Source organism: Pedobacter kyonggii (assembly GCF_004310665.1).
Classification (GTDB): domain Bacteria; phylum Bacteroidota; class Bacteroidia; order Sphingobacteriales; family Sphingobacteriaceae; genus Pedobacter; species Pedobacter kyonggii.
In genome coordinates, this window is sequence record NZ_SIXF01000001.1 from 345,111 (window position 1) to 366,160 (window position 21,050).

General features: G+C 38.6%; 21 protein-coding genes, 4 tRNA genes, 1 pseudogene and 1 riboswitch. Of the genes and pseudogenes, 15 read left to right on the forward strand and 11 right to left on the reverse strand.

What is annotated here, in order from left to right; all coding sequences use genetic code 11:
• Positions 1–97 precede the first annotated feature (97 nt).
• Positions 98–202: riboswitch (SAM riboswitch) on the reverse strand.
• A gap of 113 nt (positions 203–315) precedes the next feature.
• The 3 genes from EYS08_RS01540 to murQ form a co-directional block, all read right to left on the reverse strand.
• Positions 316–1,071 carry a Bax inhibitor-1/YccA family protein gene (locus tag EYS08_RS01540; protein WP_131028098.1) on the reverse strand — a complete coding sequence of 252 codons (756 nt, stop codon included), beginning with the start codon at positions 1,069–1,071 and terminating at the stop codon, positions 316–318.
• A 38-nt stretch (positions 1,072–1,109) separates the two neighbouring features.
• Positions 1,110–1,676, reverse strand: a complete 567-nt coding sequence (locus tag EYS08_RS01545) for a hypothetical protein (protein WP_131028099.1) — start codon at positions 1,674–1,676, stop codon at positions 1,110–1,112.
• A 109-nt stretch (positions 1,677–1,785) separates the two neighbouring features.
• Complete coding sequence (gene murQ, locus EYS08_RS01550) at positions 1,786–2,589, reverse strand: N-acetylmuramic acid 6-phosphate etherase (protein ID WP_131028100.1); 804 nt, start codon at positions 2,587–2,589, stop codon at positions 1,786–1,788.
• 190 nt (positions 2,590–2,779) lie between these two features.
• On the opposite strand from murQ, the gene EYS08_RS01555 reads away from it, so the two are divergent.
• From EYS08_RS01555 to EYS08_RS01565, 3 genes are all read left to right on the forward strand, one after another.
• The gene (locus EYS08_RS01555) at positions 2,780–4,387 is read left to right on the forward strand and encodes a S41 family peptidase (RefSeq protein WP_131028101.1); all 1,608 of its coding nucleotides are present in this window, start codon (positions 2,780–2,782) and stop codon (positions 4,385–4,387) included.
• A 151-nt stretch (positions 4,388–4,538) separates the two neighbouring features.
• Positions 4,539–5,672, forward strand: coding sequence for a histidine decarboxylase (locus EYS08_RS01560; protein WP_131028102.1), 1,134 nt, complete (start codon positions 4,539–4,541; stop codon positions 5,670–5,672).
• Positions 5,673–6,079: 407 nt separating this feature from the next.
• Positions 6,080–6,586: a GNAT family N-acetyltransferase gene (locus tag EYS08_RS01565; protein WP_131028103.1), complete on the forward strand. Its 507-nt coding sequence runs from the start codon at positions 6,080–6,082 to the stop codon at positions 6,584–6,586.
• Between the two features lie 196 nt (positions 6,587–6,782).
• Here EYS08_RS01565 and EYS08_RS01570 read toward each other — a convergent pair whose 3' ends face one another.
• The 4 genes from EYS08_RS01570 to era form a co-directional block, all read right to left on the reverse strand.
• Entirely contained in the window at positions 6,783–7,292 is a 510-nt protein-coding gene (locus tag EYS08_RS01570) for a GNAT family N-acetyltransferase (protein ID WP_131028104.1), read from the reverse strand.
• Positions 7,293–7,626: 334 nt separating this feature from the next.
• A complete protein-coding gene (gene der / locus EYS08_RS01575) occupies positions 7,627–8,928 on the reverse strand; it encodes a ribosome biogenesis GTPase Der (protein ID WP_131028105.1) in 1,302 nt (433 codons plus the stop codon).
• A 154-nt stretch (positions 8,929–9,082) separates the two neighbouring features.
• Entirely contained in the window at positions 9,083–9,589 is a 507-nt protein-coding gene (locus EYS08_RS01580; protein ID WP_131028106.1) for a TlpA family protein disulfide reductase, read from the reverse strand.
• 16 nt (positions 9,590–9,605) lie between these two features.
• Complete coding sequence (gene era / locus EYS08_RS01585) at positions 9,606–10,502, reverse strand: GTPase Era (RefSeq protein ID WP_029274793.1); 897 nt, start codon at positions 10,500–10,502, stop codon at positions 9,606–9,608.
• 114 nt (positions 10,503–10,616) lie between these two features.
• Here era and EYS08_RS01590 point away from each other — a divergent pair.
• The 9 genes and pseudogenes from EYS08_RS01590 to EYS08_RS26250 all read left to right on the forward strand — a co-directional run.
• Positions 10,617–10,692: transfer RNA gene (locus tag EYS08_RS01590), tRNA-Met, on the forward strand.
• A 74-nt stretch (positions 10,693–10,766) separates the two neighbouring features.
• Positions 10,767–10,838, forward strand: a tRNA-Glu gene (locus EYS08_RS01595).
• 90 nt (positions 10,839–10,928) lie between these two features.
• Positions 10,929–11,004: transfer RNA gene (locus EYS08_RS01600), tRNA-Met, on the forward strand.
• Between the two features lie 75 nt (positions 11,005–11,079).
• Positions 11,080–11,151, forward strand: a tRNA-Glu gene (locus EYS08_RS01605).
• A 249-nt stretch (positions 11,152–11,400) separates the two neighbouring features.
• Positions 11,401–11,751, forward strand: a complete 351-nt coding sequence (locus tag EYS08_RS01610) for an Arm DNA-binding domain-containing protein (RefSeq protein WP_131028107.1) — start codon at positions 11,401–11,403, stop codon at positions 11,749–11,751.
• A complete protein-coding gene (locus EYS08_RS01615; protein WP_131028108.1) occupies positions 11,729–12,322 on the forward strand; it encodes a site-specific integrase in 594 nt (197 codons plus the stop codon). Before EYS08_RS01610 ends, EYS08_RS01615 begins: the two co-directional genes overlap by 23 nt.
• Entirely contained in the window at positions 12,240–12,536 is a 297-nt protein-coding gene (locus EYS08_RS26565) for a group II intron reverse transcriptase/maturase (protein WP_208745761.1), read from the forward strand. The genes EYS08_RS01615 and EYS08_RS26565 overlap by 83 nt, the downstream gene beginning before the upstream one ends.
• A 1-nt stretch (position 12,537) precedes the next feature.
• Positions 12,538–12,954, forward strand: coding sequence for an HNH endonuclease (locus EYS08_RS25985; RefSeq protein ID WP_208745762.1), 417 nt, complete (start codon positions 12,538–12,540; stop codon positions 12,952–12,954).
• Positions 12,955–13,066: 112 nt separating this feature from the next.
• Positions 13,067–13,294 (forward strand): annotated as a pseudogene (locus EYS08_RS26250) (tyrosine-type recombinase/integrase); the annotation flags it as partial.
• Positions 13,295–14,038: 744 nt separating this feature from the next.
• On the opposite strand, the gene EYS08_RS01630 reads toward EYS08_RS26250, so the two are convergent.
• Both EYS08_RS01630 and EYS08_RS01635 read right to left on the reverse strand, forming a co-directional pair.
• A complete protein-coding gene (locus tag EYS08_RS01630) occupies positions 14,039–14,653 on the reverse strand; it encodes a hypothetical protein (protein ID WP_131028110.1) in 615 nt (204 codons plus the stop codon).
• A 17-nt stretch (positions 14,654–14,670) separates the two neighbouring features.
• A complete protein-coding gene (locus EYS08_RS01635) occupies positions 14,671–16,233 on the reverse strand; it encodes a hypothetical protein (protein WP_131028111.1) in 1,563 nt (520 codons plus the stop codon).
• A gap of 489 nt (positions 16,234–16,722) precedes the next feature.
• Between EYS08_RS01635 and EYS08_RS01640 the strand changes: the two genes are divergently transcribed.
• The gene (locus EYS08_RS01640) at positions 16,723–17,385 is read left to right on the forward strand and encodes a hypothetical protein (RefSeq protein WP_131028112.1); all 663 of its coding nucleotides are present in this window, start codon (positions 16,723–16,725) and stop codon (positions 17,383–17,385) included.
• Positions 17,386–18,283: 898 nt separating this feature from the next.
• Here the strand turns inward: EYS08_RS01640 and EYS08_RS01645 are convergent.
• On the reverse strand, positions 18,284–18,544 hold the full coding sequence (locus EYS08_RS01645; protein ID WP_131028113.1) for a hypothetical protein: 261 nt from the start codon (positions 18,542–18,544) through the stop codon (positions 18,284–18,286).
• Positions 18,545–18,551: 7 nt separating this feature from the next.
• Positions 18,552–18,920 carry an ATP-binding protein gene (locus tag EYS08_RS01650; RefSeq protein WP_131028114.1) on the reverse strand — a complete coding sequence of 123 codons (369 nt, stop codon included), beginning with the start codon at positions 18,918–18,920 and terminating at the stop codon, positions 18,552–18,554.
• Between the two features lie 617 nt (positions 18,921–19,537).
• On the opposite strand from EYS08_RS01650, the gene EYS08_RS01655 reads away from it, so the two are divergent.
• Positions 19,538–20,038, forward strand: coding sequence for an RNA polymerase sigma factor (locus EYS08_RS01655; RefSeq protein WP_131028115.1), 501 nt, complete (start codon positions 19,538–19,540; stop codon positions 20,036–20,038).
• Positions 20,039–20,114: 76 nt separating this feature from the next.
• On the forward strand, positions 20,115–21,035 hold the full coding sequence (locus EYS08_RS01660; protein WP_131028116.1) for a FecR family protein: 921 nt from the start codon (positions 20,115–20,117) through the stop codon (positions 21,033–21,035).
• Positions 21,036–21,050: the final 15 nt, after the last annotated feature.

Sequence of the window (21,050 nt, forward strand, 5' to 3'; positions counted from 1 at the left end):
ATCTCAAATCTATTGTCTCAAATCTATTGTCTCAAGTCTATTGTCTCAAGTCTCTAAAAGGCCTATTGAAAAAGTTGGTACGTGAATCGTAATCCTAAACTTATCTGTTTCCGCTATTTGCAGAATAGAATTTAGCACCTTGTATGGTTACAGGTTGCTAAGACTTCGTTGGGTCTAATCCCTCCGTCTTTCTTAATAAGCATACAAAAATGCAACAAAGCAACATCAATTCCAAAATTTATCGCTTTGCTGCCAAATAAAATTACAAAGGCCATGCAATTCTGCACGGCCTTAAGAATATTGTTCTGTTAATGACTACTTTCTACTTCCGAAAATACGAAGTAAGAAAAGGAAGATATTTAAGAAATCTAAGTATAGAGACAATGCGGCTACAATAGCCATTTTTTTAGATTCAATCTGAAGAACCTGTTCGCCGCTAGCTTCGATCCCTTCGCCAATTCTTTTAATTTTTTGTACATCATAGGCCGTTAATGCCGTAAATATTGCAATACCAATGAATGCCATAAACAAACTGAACTGTTCGCTTTGAATAAACATATTAATTACGCTGGCAATCACTAAACCAATTACCCCAACCATTAAAATCGGCCCAAATTTACTTAGATCGATATTGGTTGTGTAACCCATAAATGCCATAATTCCAAATATTCCGGCAGCTCCTGCAAAACAGCTCACTACTGAACCTGAAGTATAAGTTAACAAGATAAAACTTAAACTAACTCCAGTTAATACGGAATAAAGTACAAAAACGCCAATTAACGCTGGCAATGATAATCTACTTAAACCGAATCCCATTAATAAAACCAGCCCGAGTGGTGCAAACATGGCTACATAACCAAAAATTGACATGCTCACTTTACCAGTTGTTGGATTAATATTTAAAAGGTATTGCATTAATTCAGCATTTGTACCAAACAAATAGGCGGCTACTGTTGATAAACTCAATGCTACGAACATCCATAAGAAGACGTTGGCAAAGAATTTTTTAGAAACAGATTTTTCCTGTACAAAAACACTATTGTCCTGATATTGATAATTTTGTTGTTCCATTTTAATTTTTGTGTATTTAACTATATAAAAATAAATATTTAGTTTAATCTTTTTGTCAGCAGTTCTTCAACTTTTTTAAAGAACTGTAAAGGTTTTAATGTGCGCCATGGCAGATTATCAAATGCACCACCAAAGTTAATGTAATAATCGATGTTATTATCGCGAAACTCGGTGATTACATGTTCCTGAAAATTTACTCCAACAATCCAGCCATCTTCTACTTCCTGGAACCACTCTTCATAATAACTATCGTCAGAAGCATGGAAATTTAGCACATTTTCACCTATCAGGATAAATTTATTAATGCCTTCATCCATCATCAGCTCTAAAATATCGCGTTTCAGCAGCATAATGTCATTGTTAATGGCGTCATTCCACTCGCCTATAAATTCTATAACGGCATAACTACGATCATAATCGGCGTATAACACCTTCATGTATAAGGTATTCGAACCAAACTCGTCCCATTGCGGGTGCAATAAAAAATTGTAAATCTGCTTATCGAAGTAAAGTTCTGAATATTCGGTATTGTAAAATGGCGAGCGCTCATCTTCTGCCGAAATATAATCATCTCTCCACTGGTAATAAGGCTCAATTTCGTGCATATACTTTAATTATTGATTGAGTGGAACTTTGAAGGATTGAATGTTAAAGGTCATCTCTACATCGCATTATGCTATCCTTTCATTCAATCACTCTATCCTTCACTCATTTCTAATGTCCTGCTTCAACTGCTTTACGTACACTTCCATAACGTGTGAGCAACTCAGCCGCTTCATCGTAACCTATATTTAATTCATCGGCTACCATTTGTGTACCACGGTCTACCAATTTATGATTGGTTAACTGCATATCGACCATTTTATTCCCAACTACACGCCCCAACTGAACCATAACAGTAGTGCTTAGCATGTTTAACACCATTTTCTGCGCCGTACCAGATTTCATACGGGTAGATCCGGTAACAAACTCAGGGCCAACCACCACTTCAACCGGAAAATCCGATTCTGCAGCAATAGGTCCACCGGTATTACAAACGATGCAACCCGTTAAAATACCATGCTTACGTGCTGTGTTTAATCCGCCGATTACATATGGCGTAGTACCTGATGCTGCCAGGCCAACCAAACAATCTTTTTCGTTAATTTCGAACTCCTGAAGATCTTTCCAGGCTTGTTCGGCATCATCTTCAGCGAATTCTACTGCTCTCCTGATCGCCGTATCTCCACCGGCAATAATTCCAACAACCCAATCAAAAGGAACACCGTATGTAGGTGGGCATTCTGATGCGTCTACTACACCTAAACGACCACTTGTACCCGCACCTATATAAAAGAGACGGCCACCTTTTTTCATTCGCTCGGCCACTGCCGATGTCAATTTTTCGATCTGAGGCAAAGATTTTTCAACCGCAAATGCTACAGTTTTATCTTCATTATTAATGCCCTGCAAAACTTCTAACACCGACATCTGATCGATGTGGTTATAGTTAGATTCTTGCTCGGTAACTCTATTCATAAATTTAATTTTGATAAAATTCGGTAAATTCTTTCTAAAAACTACCCTAAAAACCCAAAAATATCTGTCATAAATTTCAACCTATCGCTCCATTGCGTTAATTAATGTTAAATATTATAAACAAAAGACATGAAAATGCAGTTAAAAAATATATCAACTCGCTAATTTTCATAAATTTGCAATAACGCTGATGAAAAAAAACACCCGAAATAACGTACTGATCGCTGTAAGCTATTCTGTAATTTTAATAGTAGGTATGTTTTTGGGCATAAAATTCATTAAAGATCAAGGTTTTGGCGTTAAAAAAAGTCCTCAGCTAGCCAACAATAGTGACGAAAAATTAAACGAAATTTTACACATCATCAACGGTAATTATGTTGATGATATTAATACCGATTCGCTTCAAAACTTACCCATAGATAGCGTTCTGCACCAACTCGATCCACATAGTGTTTACCTGCCACCAACCGATGCGCAGGATATGACCAATAACCTGGAAGGGAACTTTGAGGGTGTGGGCATAGAATATTATATGCTTAACGATACCATGATGGTTACTGGCGTGGTTAAAGATGGCCCTGCTTACCAGGCGGGGATAAAATTGGGCGATAAAATTCTAAGTATCGATACGGCAGTTGTAAGTGGGAGAAACTTACCAAAAGACCAACTTACCGGTCGCTTTAAAGGCAGATCAGGAACAGGTGTTAGCGTGGTACTTTTACATCCAGGAGCGCAGCAAAGTAACCGCATTATGGTTACACGAGGCAAAGTAAACATCAGCAGTATTGATGCCGCTTATATGATCAATAACGAAACCGGTTATGTGCGGATCAGTAAATTTGGCGCCAATACAGATAACGATTTCTCTGCTGCAGCCAATAACCTGAAAACAAGGGGCATGAAAAAACTGATTCTTGATCTGCGCGATAATGGAGGAGGTTATTTTACTGCTGCTACAGGCCTGGCCGATCAGTTTTTAGCAGAGAACAAACTTATAGTATATACACAGGGTAAACATGAGCCACGTACCGATTATTTTTCTACAGGCACTGGCGCTTTTCAAAATGGCAAACTCGCTATCCTGATTAATGAAAATACGGCTTCGGCCAGCGAAATTGTAGCTGGAGCCATCCAGGATCTGGGGCGCGGAATTATTGTTGGTCGCCGTTCTTTTGGCAAAGGTTTGGTACAAGAGCAATTTGCTTTTGGTGATGGCTCTGCATTGAACTTGACCATTGCAAGGTATTACACACCATCTGGTCGTAGTATCCAAAAATCTTATAAAAAAGGTTACGACGCCTACAAACATGAATTAGACGAACGCATGATGGACGGAGAGCTTACCGGAGATCGGGCCTCTTTTCAGGACTCTGTTGAGAAAACAGAAGGTGTAAATATTCAGCCGAACAGAAAAGTTAAACCGATTGGCGGTATCCAGCCTGATGTATTTGTAAAATTAGACACGAGTGGCTACAATAAGTTTTACAGCAATTTAGTGAGCAAAAAAGTGCTTTCTGATTATGTATTTAATGTACTTACCAATAAGTATAGCGCCAGTTTCGTAGAGCAGAATATCAATATCTTCACTATAAATGATAACGACTTTAAAGACTTTATCGGGTATCTCCAACGCAAAAATGTAGCGATAGACCGTTTTCAATTGTATAATTCGAAAAACGTGATCTTGAATGATTTAAAAGCTTTGCTTTGCCGTTATTACCTGGGCGATGTAGGCTATTATAAGGCTGCAAACCAAACCGACAACGCCGTAAGACAAGCGCTACTTAACCTTCAATAGCCATATTTTATATGCTATGGCGAATAAACTCAGACACTAAAAAGAATTTTAATTCCACAAAAATAACGTTTTTCGATATAATATTCTTAATTTAAAACAATCAGTAATACTATATTTTGTTTTGTTAATTTTGTCAGCAAATCATATCTTTATGAAAGCGAGCAAATTAAAGGAAAAAGATCAGCAGATATTAAATGATCTGCTAGCGCATGTTAAAGAACAGACCGATTTATTCTTAGGTTATCCTGTTTCGAAGGACTTTGATTATCAGGCACTTTCTGATTTTTTAAAGTATCCGATGAACAACCTGGGTGATCCTTTCGTTACTTCAACCTATGCAGTAGGCTCACGTGAGCTGGAAAAAGAAGTAGTACAGTTTTTTGCCGAGCTTTTCCGTGCACCTGCAGATAATTGGTGGGGTTATGTAACCAATGGTGGCTCAGAAGGAAATCTTTACGGCTTGTATCTTGCCCGCGAATTACATCCTAAAGGAATGGTTTATTACTCTGAAGCTACACATTATAGTGTGCAAAAGAACCTGCACTTACTCAATATGTCGAATATCGTTATCCGCACCCAGGAAAATGGAGAAATCGATTACGAAGACCTTGAACACACCATTAGGATGAACCGCCATATGCCTGTTATCATCATGGCCAATATTGGCACCACCATGACCGAAGCACGTGATGATGTTGCCAAAATTAAAAGCATCTTAAAAAAACTGGCTATCCAACATTATTATATCCACGCTGACGCAGCACTTTCTGGCACGTACAGTGCATTAATTGAACCAAGACCAGCATTCGACTTTGAAGATGGCGCAGACAGCATCGCCATTAGTGGTCACAAGTTTTTTGGTTCGCCGATGCCTTGCGGTGTGGTGATTGCCAAAAAATCGAACCGTGATCGGATTGCCCGTTCGGTGGCTTACATCGGAAGTGTTGATACCACCATTACCGGATCTAGAAATGGCCATAGCCCCTTGTTTTTATGGCACACCATTAAACGTTTGGGCATAACAGGTTTAAAAAGCAGAGCCATGCACAGTTTAGCAACAGCAGCTTATACCGAACAAAAACTTAAAGCGCTGGGTATTGCCGCGTGGCGAAATGCGAATGCCATAACCGTAAACTTCCCTACCCCATCTGCAGCAATCTGCAAAAAATGGCAGTTGGCAGCAGAGCAGGGAAATTCGCATATCATCTGCATGCCTAACGTAATGCAATCGCATATCGATCTTTTGACTGCTGACCTTGAAGCTGAAATGGTGTTGCAGGATTGACGCAATGTAAACATTTCAATGAAGCCGATGTTTAATAACGATGCTAAATTAGTATTTACACGTTAAACACACTTATTGATAAGTTAATTGTATAATGGCTAATCAATTTCCCGCTAATCACACAGATTAACGTAGCGTAAAATTACAAATCAGCGCTTTTCTGCGAAATTTGCGGGAGATTATATGCATCTTTTTAAGACATAATACTAGATGAAAATAATAATTGTAGGCGCAACAGGCACACTGGGCAAAAAAGTAGCTGAAGCTTTTGGCTAATATCCTGCTGTACATTCTATCTGAAGAAAATCGATGTAATTCCCATCAGGTTTAATTAACAAAAGCTTGTTCTAAAATTTTGGTTATTCAAAAACCAAAGCTTTATATTAGTCTATCTAACAAACTCAAGCATGATAGAAACAGAACGTCTCATTTTAAAACCCTTAACACACGATCAGCTTTTAAAATACATTAAAGATGATCATTCTTTAGAACAAGAGTTTGGTCTTTTGCCAACCAAAAAAAACATCTCACCTTCGCTTCATGATGCTTTGGAAGAAACAATTTTACCTAACGTTTTCGATAAGGATAAAGATTATCTGTACCATACCTTATGGACAATCATATCTAAGCCCGATCATAGAATGGTAGGCGATATCTGTTTTGTTGGTGAGCCTGATCCAAATGGCGAAATTGAGATCGGTTATGGTACTTACGAGGAATTTAGAGGTAAGGGCTTTATGACGGAAGCCGTTGGCCGATTAATAGAATGGGCTAAGGAACAGCCAAAAGTGAAATCCGTTTTTGCCGCTACCACAAAAGACAATGTGGCCTCGTATTCCATTTTAGAAAAAAACAACTTTATCCATATTGGAGAAGTTGATGATATGTTAAGCTGGAAAATTAAATTGAAATGATTTAATACATCGTCATCGTTTGCAACGAGGACGATACTAAAAAGATGCTGACCTCGAGTAGATTAGGCCTCCCTCGTTAGTCGGGATTTTGCAACCGTTTTGAGTTTAGACTTTTGTGGATTGCAAATCCACAGCGCAGTGCGACGAGATTACAAATCTCGACGAACAAACACCATTGATCCACGTTTGCAATGTGCTACACCACGATCTCAAACAAGCTTAAACTGATTCCTTCATAGTGTTTTGGTAGCCCATCGGTTTTTTCCATGCTCACCACCCCAACATAATCAAAGCCACAGCCTGTATAATATTCGAGTAGTTTTTCATTATCCGCCCAGGTGTCCATCCTGATAAATTTAATGTCGTTCTTTGCTGCGTAATCCTTAGCCCATTTTATAATTTCCTTCACAAAAGAATAGCCTCTAAATTCGGGATGGGTTACAATCCTATGGATATAAATCGCATCGTGATCCCGTTCTCCCCAAATTAACTGATCGTTAAACGTAACCGCAAATACACAGGCCATCACGCCATCTACAAGAATTTTATATTGGCGGTTTTCATCAATTTCGGTTTGCACCATTTCTCTGCTAAAGCCTTGCCAATGTTTATTAAATACTTTCTTTTGGTGGGCAATAGCCATATCGTAAAATTCGAAAATGGCATCGATGTCAGCTACCAAGCTATTTTGTACTTGTAATTGCATGAAGCAAAGGTAATGGTATTTTTTTACCACAGATAAGGAGGATGAGCACAGATTTAGGAAAGTAGACCACCTATTGTAATCTCTACGAACAAAACAGATTGCGGCTATTGGCCGTCATTCCCACGCAGGTGGGAATCTTAAAGCTTAGTGCATTAGGGTTCCCAATCAAGTTGGGAATGACGATCTCTATATAAATATCGCTTCAGCTCCAATGTTCCGTAAAAAATGATCATTCAGAATGACAAAAAACAAAAACAGGGCTGCTTTCGCTATGAATGCAGCCCTGTTTTTAATTATATTGTAGGTATCCCGACCTTAAACCTTTAGCCTTAGCCTATTTCTGTCTGAAATAAATCTGGATCGGTGCACCAGAAAAATCAAAGTTTTCTCTCAATTTATTCTCGATGAAACGTTTATACGGATCTTTAATGTACTGTGGTAAGTTGCAGAAAAAGGCAAACATTGGCGAAGTAGCATTAATTTGCGTGATGTATTTAATTTTAATGTGTTTTCCTTTTAATGCCGGTGGTGGGAATTTCTCGATCAGCGGCAACATCACATCGTTTAATTTAGATGTAGGGATTTTCTTGCTACGGTTTTTATAAACTTCTAAAGCCGCTTCAATTGCTTTGAAGATACGTTGCTTGTTTAATACCGAAGTAAATACAATTGGCACATCGGTAAAAGGGCGGATACGCTCGTGGATCTGCTCTTCGAAAGCTTTCATGGTTTGGGTATTCTTTTCGATCAAATCCCATTTGTTTACCAGAATTACGATACCTTTTTTGTTCTTCTCGGCCAGGTGGAAGATATTAATATCCTGACTTTCGATTCCTTCTACGGCATCGATCATTAATACCACAACATCAGCTTCTTCTAAAGCTTTAATGGTACGCATTACCGAATAAAACTCTAAGTTTTCTTTAACCTTTGTTTTTTTACGTAATCCAGCAGTATCGATCAACATAAACTCATGACCGAACTGGTTATAATGGATTTTGATCGAGTCGCGGGTTGTACCTGCATTTGCAGTAACGATATTACGCTCTTTACCAATTAATGCATTAACCAAAGAAGATTTACCCACATTAGGGCGGCCTGCGATGGTAATTTTAGGCAATTGATTTTCTTCTTCCGGAATATCTTCGAAATTTTTAACAATCTCATCCAACAACTCCCCTGTTCCAGAACCAGTCATTGATGACAATGGATATACTTCGCCTAATCCGAAACCATAAAAAGTATGGATTTCGTTATATAAAGCGGTATTATCAACTTTATTTGCACAAACATAAACGGGTTTATTACTTCTGCGCAATACCTGGGCAATGTCGTCATCTAAATCGGTGATGCCTGTGGTTACATCAACCATAAAGATTAATACGCTGGCTTCTTCGATGGCGATCATTACCTGCTCACGGATGGCGGCTTCGTAAACATCTTCTGAGTTGGCTACATAACCACCAGTATCGATTACTGTAAATTGTCTGTCTGTCCACTCACCCACTCCATAGTGCCTATCGCGGGTTACCCCGCTGATATCATCTACAATCGCCTTACGGCTTTCGGTTAATCTATTAAAAAGGGTGCTCTTGCCTACGTTTGGCCTGCCTACGATGGCTATAATATTACTCATGGTGTTCTTTTGATAGTTAATGGCTTATAGTTAATGGTCGTGGTGTTTAGGCAAGCTGCTCAAACTATTTGGCTATCAGCCATTGACTATCAACTACTAACCGATTTATTTCGGGCTGCAAAGGTACGGTTATTTTTTGTAACCTCTATTAATATTAATTTTTATACTTTTCTAAAAGTCCTTTTATTACTTCTTCGGTTAATTGATTTCCCTGCAATAAAGGGAAGCCCTCCCACCTAACAATTCCTTTCGGATCGATAAGAATAGCATGCGGAATACCTTTAACCTGAAGTGAGTCTTTTACTGTCCCCTTAGTGTCTATGGCTTCAAAATAGTTGATTTTAGGATTATTAAAAGCTTCTACTTTTTCTACTGCTTCATCAGAAACACCAATAATGACAATTTTATCGGCATATTTCTTTTGGATATCGTTCAATGTAGGGATATATGCCCTGCATGGTCCGCACCAGGTTGCCCAAAAATCGATCAGCACAAACTTCCCTTTAGTATCGGGCTGTTTTGAAATCCATTTTTCAACAACCAGGTCTGGCGCTTTTTCGTTCAGGATAGATTTTGCCCACAATTTTTTACCATTGTTTGATTCCTGGGCAAAAACTGCTGTACCGATCAGCAGCAAGAGAAACGTTAAATTTTTCTTCATATCCTAAAAATCGAAATTAATTATCGTAACCGAAGCTTTTTAAATAATTCTTTTTACTTCTCCAGTCGGGAATTACCTTCACAAACATCTCCAGGAAAACCTTGTTGTCTAAAAATTTCTCAATTTCTAAACGTGCTTCGGTACCTACCTTCTTCAACATGCTCCCGGCTGTACCGATTAAAATGTTCTTTTGCGAATCGCGTTCGACCACAATTTCTGCAGTAATCCTGATCAATGCACCTTTACCGTTTTTCATTTCCTCTTCTTTAAAACTCTTCACAATTACCTCGGTACTGTAAGGAATTTCTTTCTGATAATTAAGGAAGATTTTTTCACGGATAATCTCCGAAACAAAGAAACGTTCTGAACGATCGGTTAAATCTTCTTTGTCGTAATATGGTGGATGTTCTGGCAACATTTCGAGCACGCGATCCAATAATCCGTCGACATTGTGTTTATGCAAAGCCGAAATTGCATAAATAGCAACCGGATTTAACTTCTCCTGCCAATAGGCAATCTTCTCGTCAACCTGTTCTTGTAATGCTTTATCTATTTTATTGATGAGTACAATTGTAGGGATATTACGGTTCAGAATTTTCTCCAGAACGTCTTCCTCATCGTGCTCTTCGTTGATGTCGGTTACGAATAAAAGTACGTCGGCATCGGTCAAAGATCCGTTAACAAAGCTCATCATACTCTCTTGTAAACTGTATTTTGGCTTAATTATACCCGGAGTATCAGAGAAAACGATCTGATATTCTTCTTCATTTACGATACCTAAAATGCGGTGTCTTGTGGTTTGTGCCTTAGGAGTTATAATGCTAAGTCGCTCGCCTACAAGCACATTCATGAGGGTAGATTTACCTACATTTGGTTTACCTATTATACTAACAAAACCTGCTTTATGCGCCATTAAAATATTTTTTAAAAAAAATTTGCAGCACAAAGAAACGAATTATATCTTTGCATTCCAATTCGGAAACAGAGTTAAGGATTTAATTCAAAGAAAAAAACGAGTTGTATAGAGTGCGGGGTGGAGCAGTTGGTAGCTCGTCGGGCTCATAACCCGAAGGTCGCACGTTCGAGTCGTGTCCCCGCTACCAAGAAGTTGGGAGTTGAGAGTTTTAAGTTGGGAGTTTCTCCAAACTAAAGCTCCAAAGTCAAAACTCAAATTAATGGCCCGTTCGTCTAGGGGTGAGGACGCCAGATTTTCATTCTGGAAACAGGGGTTCGATTCCCCTACGGGCTACGAAACCGCTACAAAAGCTGAGCGGTTTTTTTTATCAGTTTCAACACTGCAAAATTGAAGGTTGGTATTTCCCTTAAAAATACATGAGAGTGCGGGGTGGAGCAGTTGGTAGCTCGTCGGGCTCATAACCCGAAGGTCGCACGTTCGAGTCGTGTCCCCGCTACCAAGAAGTTGGGAGTTGAGAGTTTTAAGTTGGGAGTTTCTCCAAACTAAAGACTCCAAAGTCAAAACTCAGATTAATGGCCCGTTCGTCTAGGGGTGAGGACGCCAGATTTTCATTCTGGAAACAGGGGTTCGATTCCCCTACGGGCTACAAAAACCAATGTCAAATGATGTCAAAACCCTGCAAATCAAACATTTGCAGGGTTTTTTATTGATATCAAAAACCTAAAATACACATCAAACCGCAATAAAAAAGTGTGTATTTCGGTGCGTATCAAAAATGGAAAATACTACGCACTGAATTCCCAATAATAAACTGTACACTAACATGTTTAGTCGCTAAACATCTTGATATGGGCTAGCTGCTGTCTTACTTTTGTTTCACTCTAAGTAAGTAATTATGAAAGGTAATTTCCATCTGCTTTATTATCTAAGAAAGCAAAAAGTCTACAAAGGAGGCCCTAGGGCCATTTATATGCGCATCACCGTAGATGGTAAATGGGCAGAAATGTCTATTGGTCGTGAATGTGAATCCGACAAATGGAACAGTTCTGCAGGGCGTGCTATTGGCACAAAGGAAGATGTCAGAACACTCAATAGCTATCTGGATAGCTTACAAAGCAAGATGAGAATGGCTCATCAGGCTTTTACTCGACACAGGGCAACAGATTACAGCAGCGACTTTGCAAGGACAGTTTACAGGCAAATCACAAAAAAGCAGATATCTAATGAGGTTATTTGCAGAACATAATTCGAGGATAAAGAAATTAATCGGGAATGGCTTTGAAGCCAATACACTAAAAGGCTACATTACATCTGAAAGACACTTAACAGATTTCCTTCGAAAACAGTACGCTCAAGATGATATTCAGATCAGTGAACTTAATTATGCCTTCATTGACTTGCGTTATAGACACATTAATAATTTTGAACATTATTTACGGGCAGAGTGTAGCGATGTTTCTGCCGCAAAATATATTAAACACCTTAAAAAGATCGCGAATTACTGTATGGCGAATGGATGGCTGAAACAGGCTCCCTTCATCGCCTATAAATCCACAGCCAAAGCCAAAGAACGCACCTATTTAACCCAAGAGGAAGTAGATAAGATTATAGCTAAAGAATTAACTATAGGAAGGTTACAACAAGTTAGGGATATTTTCATTTTTTGTTGCTTTACAGGATTATCCTATGCCGATGTTAAAAAACTAAAACATTCTGAAATCGCTCTAGGGGTAGATGGTGAAAAATGGATATTTACTACAGCGCCGTTCGTGGACAGGAACAATTGTCTTAAACTTATCTTACCAGACCGTACTTAAGCGACTTCAATCCTATAATGCTGTGCTTATCACACAGGTAGACAGGAAACAAACGCTTAAACCCTCGTCTCGCAAGTATATGGTGAATAGGCAAGATGCAGATATCATGGCGCAATACAATCTTGAATTGCGGGGATTCTACAACTACTATTCTATCGCAGACAATATCAGCTATCAATCAGGGATGGAAGTTCAATTACTTCATGAAATATAGCATGCTCAAAACTCTTGGCCGTAAGCACAAAAGAACCGTCGGACAAATACTTGAAAAGTATAGAGACGGAACGGATGTGGTCATCCCCTATAGGGATAACAAAGGCAACGGGAAACAAAGAGTATGGTATAATGGTGGATTCAAATGTAAACGCTTTATGGACATCTACGAGGATAACCAATACGACAAGACACCCAACACCATGTATCTTCCAGCGCCCACACTTGTGGAAAGGCTAAAAGAGAGAAAGTGTGAACTATGTGGTGTAATGGGAGACCTCGTGATGCATCACGTACGTAACATCAATCAGCTTAAAGCTGACACCAGATGGAATGCAGTGATGATCAAACGCCATCGTAAAACGCTCGCAGTCTGTCAAAATTGCGATGCATTAATCCACAAAAGCTATGATAAGTAAGGTTATGTTGACAATGGAGAGCCGTATACATGGAAACATGTACGTACGGTTCGGGGGCGGGTTAGCAGAGACTTACCACCGCAAGGTGGCAAAGCGCTGTTGGCCTAGCCCACTGAAAGAGATCGCAGATCTTTGCTACGTAGATAAACATTTGACATTTCACCTAGCCAGGCATACATTTGCTACAACAATAACTCTTTCGAATGGGGTTCCAATTGAGACAGTTAGCAAAATACTTGGGCATACTGCCTTAAAAACTACTCAGCACTATGCAAAAGTTCTTGATACCAAGGTCAGCCATGATATGGGTAAGTTTAAACAACAGTTCAGTAGTAATTAAACTTTAATTTAGCTTTCAGAGTAAATGTTAAAAGCCGCAAAAATTTTTGCGGCTTTTAACATTTTATAATATCTAGTTGTGGATTATATTTCAAATTTGCAATAGATAACTTTTTAAAGATTGAGGTACTTAATCCCGCTGGGATTCACACCTAGTGTGAAAATTGGCGATTAAACAATATCTGGATGGTTTTGTAGTTCGACTCCCCGAATAACGCACCTTTTTTTAAATATATTTTAGCTGCAAATGCTATAGTTAAATATACGAAACATAGTCAGTAATACTATAGATTTCGATACAATTTCAACTTGGGCTATTTTAGGCTGCTCATCTAACCAAAGTTTGTACAGTCTTTAGCGACTTCCTCTACAGATAGCATATTTGGAAGACATACCAATACAGGTATATGACGAGATACTTTTATGAGTAGATATACTATTGTTGATCATCAAATGATTCATAACACATAGTTTTCATTCTCATTAACCCAACGGATATTCCTTTAACGCTAGTTTGACTGCGGAACCATGACTTTACATCAGAAATGGTTTCCTCATTTTCAAGTTTTCCCTGATTATTTTCTTTACATGAATAGATAAATACACTTAGACTGGCTGCAATAAACAAAGTGAATCAATGTTTTTTCGATAGAGCATTGAATTTTTTCATCCTTTTTCTGCGGGATTATGAATTACAGTTATGTCATTTACTCAATGGATAATCTATTGAAGATCTCAGCTGAAATCATCTTTTGATGTAGGCTATAAATAATTCTTCAATCTTAAGTATCAATTGCCGTCCAGTTCTTCCAGGACAAATTTCTTTCTCATAGTATTGAGGAGCATAGAAGCTCAGTTCCTTTATACCTTTTTTTGTTATTAAGCTTAATTTAATACTTGCTGCGTCTCGTATCTGTCTTTGTAAACTGTCTTGACTAACTGGGCAGCCTGCACCATCAATTTGATCATCATTAATACTCCAGGGTTTTAAACTGGTTAGTTCTTTCCAGATATTCATAAGGCTATCAGCAGATAAATACTTGGGATTGAAATAAGGATTTACATCTACTGGAACTTGAGTGTTTTGGTAGAACTTATAGCTAAAATTATGGGGAATCACGATTCTTTGGTCGAGACTAGTGGTAATCTTATAAACGTAAGCATTTATGGTATCTCTCTTTTTACTTAGTATTAGATATTCCGGGTTAAGGTTCCAGTTACTTTCGTATTTTAGAACGAATGTAGTATCAGTATTATCCTTCAGAAACTTATACAAAGGAGGGACGCTGGATTTTTCTTGGGCAAAAATTGCTTTGCAATTTAACGTCAGAATCAGAATGAATAGTATTTTGTATTTCATAATGCGTGGATAATAAATTATTGTTTACATTTTAACCGTTGACTTAATGGAGTAGTTCCTGAAGATCCTTCCTCTGAGGCGAGTGTATAAGATGTACCTGGAGGAGCGTGCGTAGCAGATGGTGTTCCGGTTAACCCGATCCAACCGATTTTCTTAAAATAATCTGGATCTGCGGGATAGGTGATTCCTTGAGAATCCGCATATTTTTTCACCATCTCACCAATTGATGTGGCAAAACTATTTGCCATCTGTTCATGCTGATATGTGCCTAATTGATCGTTCAAGGGTGCCCCAGTTTTATCAAATAAAAATTTATAGGTTGCTTGGAAATTAGCATCGAATCCAGTCTTCCCCTCATTCATCAAGCGGATATTCCAATCAAAGTAAGCATGTATATATTCGTGCATCATTGTTGCTGCAACCGCCAAATCGGTGAGTTTATTGAGATAGCCCGAATCAAATTTTATTTGCGTAAGAAGGTTAGAGCTATTATTAGGATCAGTAATCCATATGGTTTCAGCAAGATGGCCATTTGCGGTAACACCTTCGTTAATGATGGCATTAAAGTTACTTCCCTGGCTTAGATTAAGTTTGTTTAATATATCAGAAATCAGCCCTGCGGTTTTACTTGTATTTTTCATTCCCAGACTCTCAAGCGCAGCCTTCATGTCTTTTAAACATTGTCTGGCATTTGAGTCTACATCAACTTTCAATATCACGGGCGGATTACTAGTACCCCCTCCACCTGCACCACCACCTGAACCAGCTCCTGGCTCACTACCACCACCGCATTTTGTGCGGCCAACATAAATGCTGTAAGAATTCTCACAGTAAGTATAAGCTCCAATGTCAAAGCAACCAATGCCAATCACTTGATATATGTCTGTTTCCTTGCATTCATCAGGAAAGGCCTGCATTATTTTACCTCTTGCAGCTTGAGAGTTTACGGATACCTTTTTATTTAGCAGTTTTATTCCGCCGATCGATATAGCATTTGTCATTTTACCCTGAAAATCATGATACACTACAGTACCAATAAAGCTTGCTTCTTTTTTCAAAAACGTATTTTGTTCAGGATTTGATGTAGTTTCAAGGTATTCGTCACTATTAATAATAGTCATGAAATATCCTTCGGTCGCTGTTGCTGTTTTTATGAACAGTAGTCTAGTAAAACTTTTCTTCATGCTGATCTTTTCTCCCTCAATAGGAACTTTAGTGTTGAATTTAAAAAGTCCATCACTGGTCACTGGCACTTCGATAATTGTGCTGTCTGAAGATTGGTAAGTTTTTGCATTTTCCCAGTCAATGGTCAATGAATGATCTGCTGCATTAGGGATTGTTTGTGTACGAGTAGGTTTCAGAGCGGAAATTTTGTTGGAACCTGACTGCCGGAAGAGTGAAGTCGTTAGAAGCCTGTTTGATGTTTGACTGCCGAACCAGGACTTTACATCAGAAATGATTTCTGCATTTTCAAGTTTTTCCTGATTATCTTTTTTACAAGAGTAGATAAATAAACTCAGACTGATTGATGCAAATAATGCAAGACAGCGTGTTCCTTTGAGAGCATTAATTTTTCTCATCCTTTTGGTGGATTATGGTTATATAAGTTAATGATAAATAAGGATTCTATGCGCTAATATAAAAGACAAATATCAATAATTAAAACATATAATATAAATAGGGAATTTATTTACACCGATGCCTACTTTCCCTTTGTGTTTTTTTAGTGAAAATGTCAGTTTTGACTACGATCCTTTCGACAGCCTTGTGGCAAGGTGGAAAAACCAGAAAGCATTGGCCCCATTTTACCAAAAATAATCATCCTGTAGTTTGCTAGTTTATAGTTAGTTGCCCTACATCTTAAAATTGACAAAACGGGGTCAATCATATTGGTTTATGCATTACGGGGATTTTATTGGGAACATACTGCCACCAGTGCTGGACAAAAAGTTGTCCTATATCATCTTTGAGCACAGTTTCCCGAAACCAAATCTAAAACAGTACTATCATTTTACCAATTACAACGCAGCCCTTTCAATTCTGGGATCCGGAAACTCAGGTTGTCTAATTTGAGAAGACGCTTTAAAGATGGAGAGTTCGAAGAATTTTACAGCCACCATGGAATCACTGGATATAAATCCGATAGGACAACTTTCGGCATCAGCCACAGCGAAAAGGACATCATGAGCGAAATCTTTTTCCTGTCCCTAAGCGGGATGGCCATTGACATGGCTGGCGATAATAAATGGGAATTATTCGGCGATTCAGGTGCTGGTTGCAGGCTCACCATAGAGGTTGAACCTAAACACAATGACTTCCGGGAGGTCTATTATTCCAAAGGTCATACAAAGGCAATTCCTTTGGTGAAAGTTTTGTCCGATCGTATTGAGGCCAGGTATCAAAAGCCGTTTAATTTTAGTTATATCTCAAAAATAGGGGCATTTTATATCAAAGGAGATTTTAAAAACGAAGATGAATACCGCTTTCTTATCAAGACGACTTCTGATGAATATGGTGCGGCACACTTGAAACCTATAGTTACAGACGCGCAGGAAAAGCTCGCATATCTGGAGTTGGCTTTGGAAAACGAATTTGCAACATTTAAGATCACTGAGGTTCAACCAGGATATGATTGTTCCGATGAAGATATTGCCGAGCTTAGCAAGCTAATTCAGGAAAAAAAACCAGCTATCAAGCTGCTCAATAAGGCCTTGAAGGGTTACGGGATCTAATATTCTGCATCTCAAACATGAAACCTGCAAGTACAATTTCCGATTCCGATTTAATAAGACCCGGACAAAAACCACCGATAATAACCCGGGAAGGAACAACCTAAGGAGCTGGACGAAGATTTCCGGATTCCCGTCAAATAAAAAAACAAAGCAACAGCAGCATAAAGACGAAGAACAAAAAAAGAAATTCTGGATTCCAGTCAAATAAGAACAGGACATAAAACACGCACTGAACAACCAAAAGGAAGAACAAAAAAACGGGAAAGACAAGATTTCCGAATTCCATTCAAATAAAAAACAAAGCAACAGCAGCATAAAGACGAAGAACAAAAAAGGAATTCCGGATTCCAGTCAAATAAGAACAGGACATAAAACACGCACTCAACAACAAAAAGGAAGAACAAAAAAACGGGAAAGACAAGATTTCCGAATTCCAGTCAAATAAAAAACAAAGCAACAGCAGCATAAAGACGAAGAACAAAAAAAGGAATTCCGGATTCCAGTCAAATAAGAACAGGACATAAAACACGCACTGAACAACCAAAAGGAAGGAACAAAAAAACGGGACAGAACAAGATTTCCGAATTCCAGTCAAATAAAAAACAAAGCAATAGCAATCGTAAAAGGAAGATCAGCAGTAGAAAGACGAAGAGCATAAAAAGAAATTCCGGATCCCAGTCAAAAAGAACAGAACATAAACATGCGCTGAATGACCAAAAGAAGAAACAGAGCAAAGAGCTAGAACAAGATTTCCGGATTCCCGTCAAAAAAAAAAACGAGACAACTGAATTAGCGCAGATGAAAGATCGGTGGCAGAAAAACAAAAAGGACAGAAATTCCGGATCCCGATCAAATAAAGCAGGGAAAAAACCTACCTTAAAATGCCATGTGAAGCGAATTACATTGCCCAGTACGGCCAGTAAATCGTAAACTTTCTGGATTCGTTATCAGGATCCTTAGATTTGATCCTGCCGGCATCTATTGCCTCCCGAATTAGTCTGGATATTTGCGAAGCCTGTTTATCGTGCATTCCAAAGCGCTGACGCAGGGAAGCATTTGTCATGCCCTCATTTCCATAATATTGCACTACCGAATGCTGATAGCATGCTTCTATTCTTTCCTGAAGGCTCATGTCTGCATATTTCTTCGGACTATACATCACCACCTTAAAGGAATTTTCTGTCTCTTGAAATTTTTAATGGCGGCAGGCCAAAGAGTTCAATCGCCCTTACCGATTTTTCAAACCCTGATCCCCTTTCCTCACAAATATTATATCTTCTGAAAGCGGCAGCCAGGATTTCGTTCCTTGATTCCGGGCTGGTGCGGATTAAGCGGTCGATTTTCTTGGTAGGCAGCAACTTACCGGGGTTTGAAATTTCGATCCTGTCCTCAAAGATCTCGATCATCGGTCCGCTGCCCCTGATGGTAAAATCCTGATGTATAAGCGCGTTGGCTATTATTTCACGGATAGCGATGTCAGGATAGACGGAAGTTTCTTCCCTCAGCGCATTTTTAATGATTTCACTTCCAGGCAACAGACTTTTGGTTTTCCGAATCTGTTTTTTGCCTGAAAAAATATATTTCTGAAGTTGCTTTAGCCTAGAATCAAGGTTGGATGTTCAATTTGGCAGAAGCGGGAGAGATTGGAGGAGAAAAACTGTTGCAAGCTAGGCTGCTGTGGTTTTGGGAGAAAAAAATATATTTGGGCTATTTCTTAGCTTGCCCTTCTTCAAATTGGGTAATTCCCCAGGTGCACACTTTAGAATGGAATCCGGTGTTCACTATTATTACCAAAATCCCCATAAAGAAGTCTAAACACTATATTGGTTTCTTATATGGGAGTTTAATTTTATCTCAAATTGTACCTTTGAATTGTAAGATCCAGAGTTAATCTGCATCAAGATAGTGGTGAGTAATTCGGTGCGCAGAGTACAGACAGCTATATAAGACATTGAAAGATAACGGTTTACGGATAAAGTTCGATTCCCCTACGGGCTACGAAAAGCATCAATCTGATTAAGGTTGATGCTTTTTTTATGCTCAAGGAAAAAGCAATCCGTGCAATCTTCTTTAACATTCAAATAAAAACACAAACTCTATTTGTAACAAGTCTAAATAAACTTATATTTGCCGCATATCCCTCAAAATAGATATGAACAACCAACAATTTATTGATTTCTTTAATCTACATTGGGGCAATGTTTATGGTTTAGCGCTATCAAAATGTGGCGATGAGGTGATCGCGAAAGATATATGTCAAGATATATTCTTGTCCATTTGGAAAAGGGAAATCACATTTGAAAATGATGTGGAAGCATCAAAATACCTTGCCAGATCTACCAAATATCAGATTCTTAATTTTTTCAGGAACAAGAAGCAACATGAGGAAATTACAGATGTAAACTTTGACAGCGGGATTGAAGCTTTACGATACAATCCGGAGGCGATGCTCATTGATAAAGAACGCTCGCAAGAACTTGAAGTATTTATATCAAATCTTGCTGAACCGACCAAAAGCATCTTCCTATTGAGCAGGGAGCAGGAACTGAGTTATAAAGAAATTGCAACAGAATTAGGAATAGCAGTAAAAACGGTTGAAAAACACATTTCACGTGTACTTAAAGAGTTTAGAGCTGCCCTCAACCCCGCTTAAAGAATCAAATCATCCTCAAATAAAATATTTTTCAGGTTTCGCGTAGGGTAATGCCATCTTAAGGGTAGATATAGGTATGGAAGATATCGATGCCGACTTATTGGAAAAGTATGCAAAAGGCAAATGCAGTCCTTCGGAGCAAGAACAAGTTGAGTTATGGCTTGCCGACGAACAATTCCATGAAGGATCAAAAATTGAGGATGAACGTATTCAAGCGGAGATTTATTCAGCTATTCAGGCTCACGTAAAGCCAATTCAAAGAAAAATCAATTTCAAATGGCTGATATATGGATCGATAGCCGCGAGTCTCGCACTGGCATCTGGATTTTTCTTCTTTAACCAGCAAAAGGGCAATGCGCAAAATGTAGTATTTATTGCTCCATTCGGGCAACCAAGCACCATTACCTTGCCTGACAGCAGCAAAGTAGAACTTCAGCCGGGGAGTAAAATCTCTTACCCAGACAAATTCAATAAAAACGCAAGAAATGTAACCCTATTTTCGGGTGAAGCATTCTTTATTATCCAACATAATACCGAACAAGCCTTTATCTTAAATAGCTCCAACAGCGAAATTAAGGTCCTGGGTACGAGGTTCAATGTGCGCAATCTAAAATCAGCACCTGTTCTTGAGGTTACCCTTACTCAGGGCAAAATTAGTTTCCAGCCGAAAAAAGGTGCTTTGAGTATCCTAAAACCAGGCGAAAGTTTAATTTTCGACAAAAGCAATCAACATCTTGTAAGCATTAATCAGGTAGATACGAATGCGGTAACAGCATGGAAAACGGGGACTATCCGCTTTAACGATACACCAATGCCCGAAGTGCTTGAGACGCTCGAAAACAGATATGGATTTAAGTTTAAGATTAGTTGCAAGCTTGATAAACCCATTAGCGGAAAGTTTGGAGATCAATCTATCAGTAAAGTTCTACAGCTTATAGAGCGGGCGTCAGATTATCGCTTTAAAAATTCAGGAAAATATGTCGAAGTCTATAAATAAAAATTAAACAAGAAA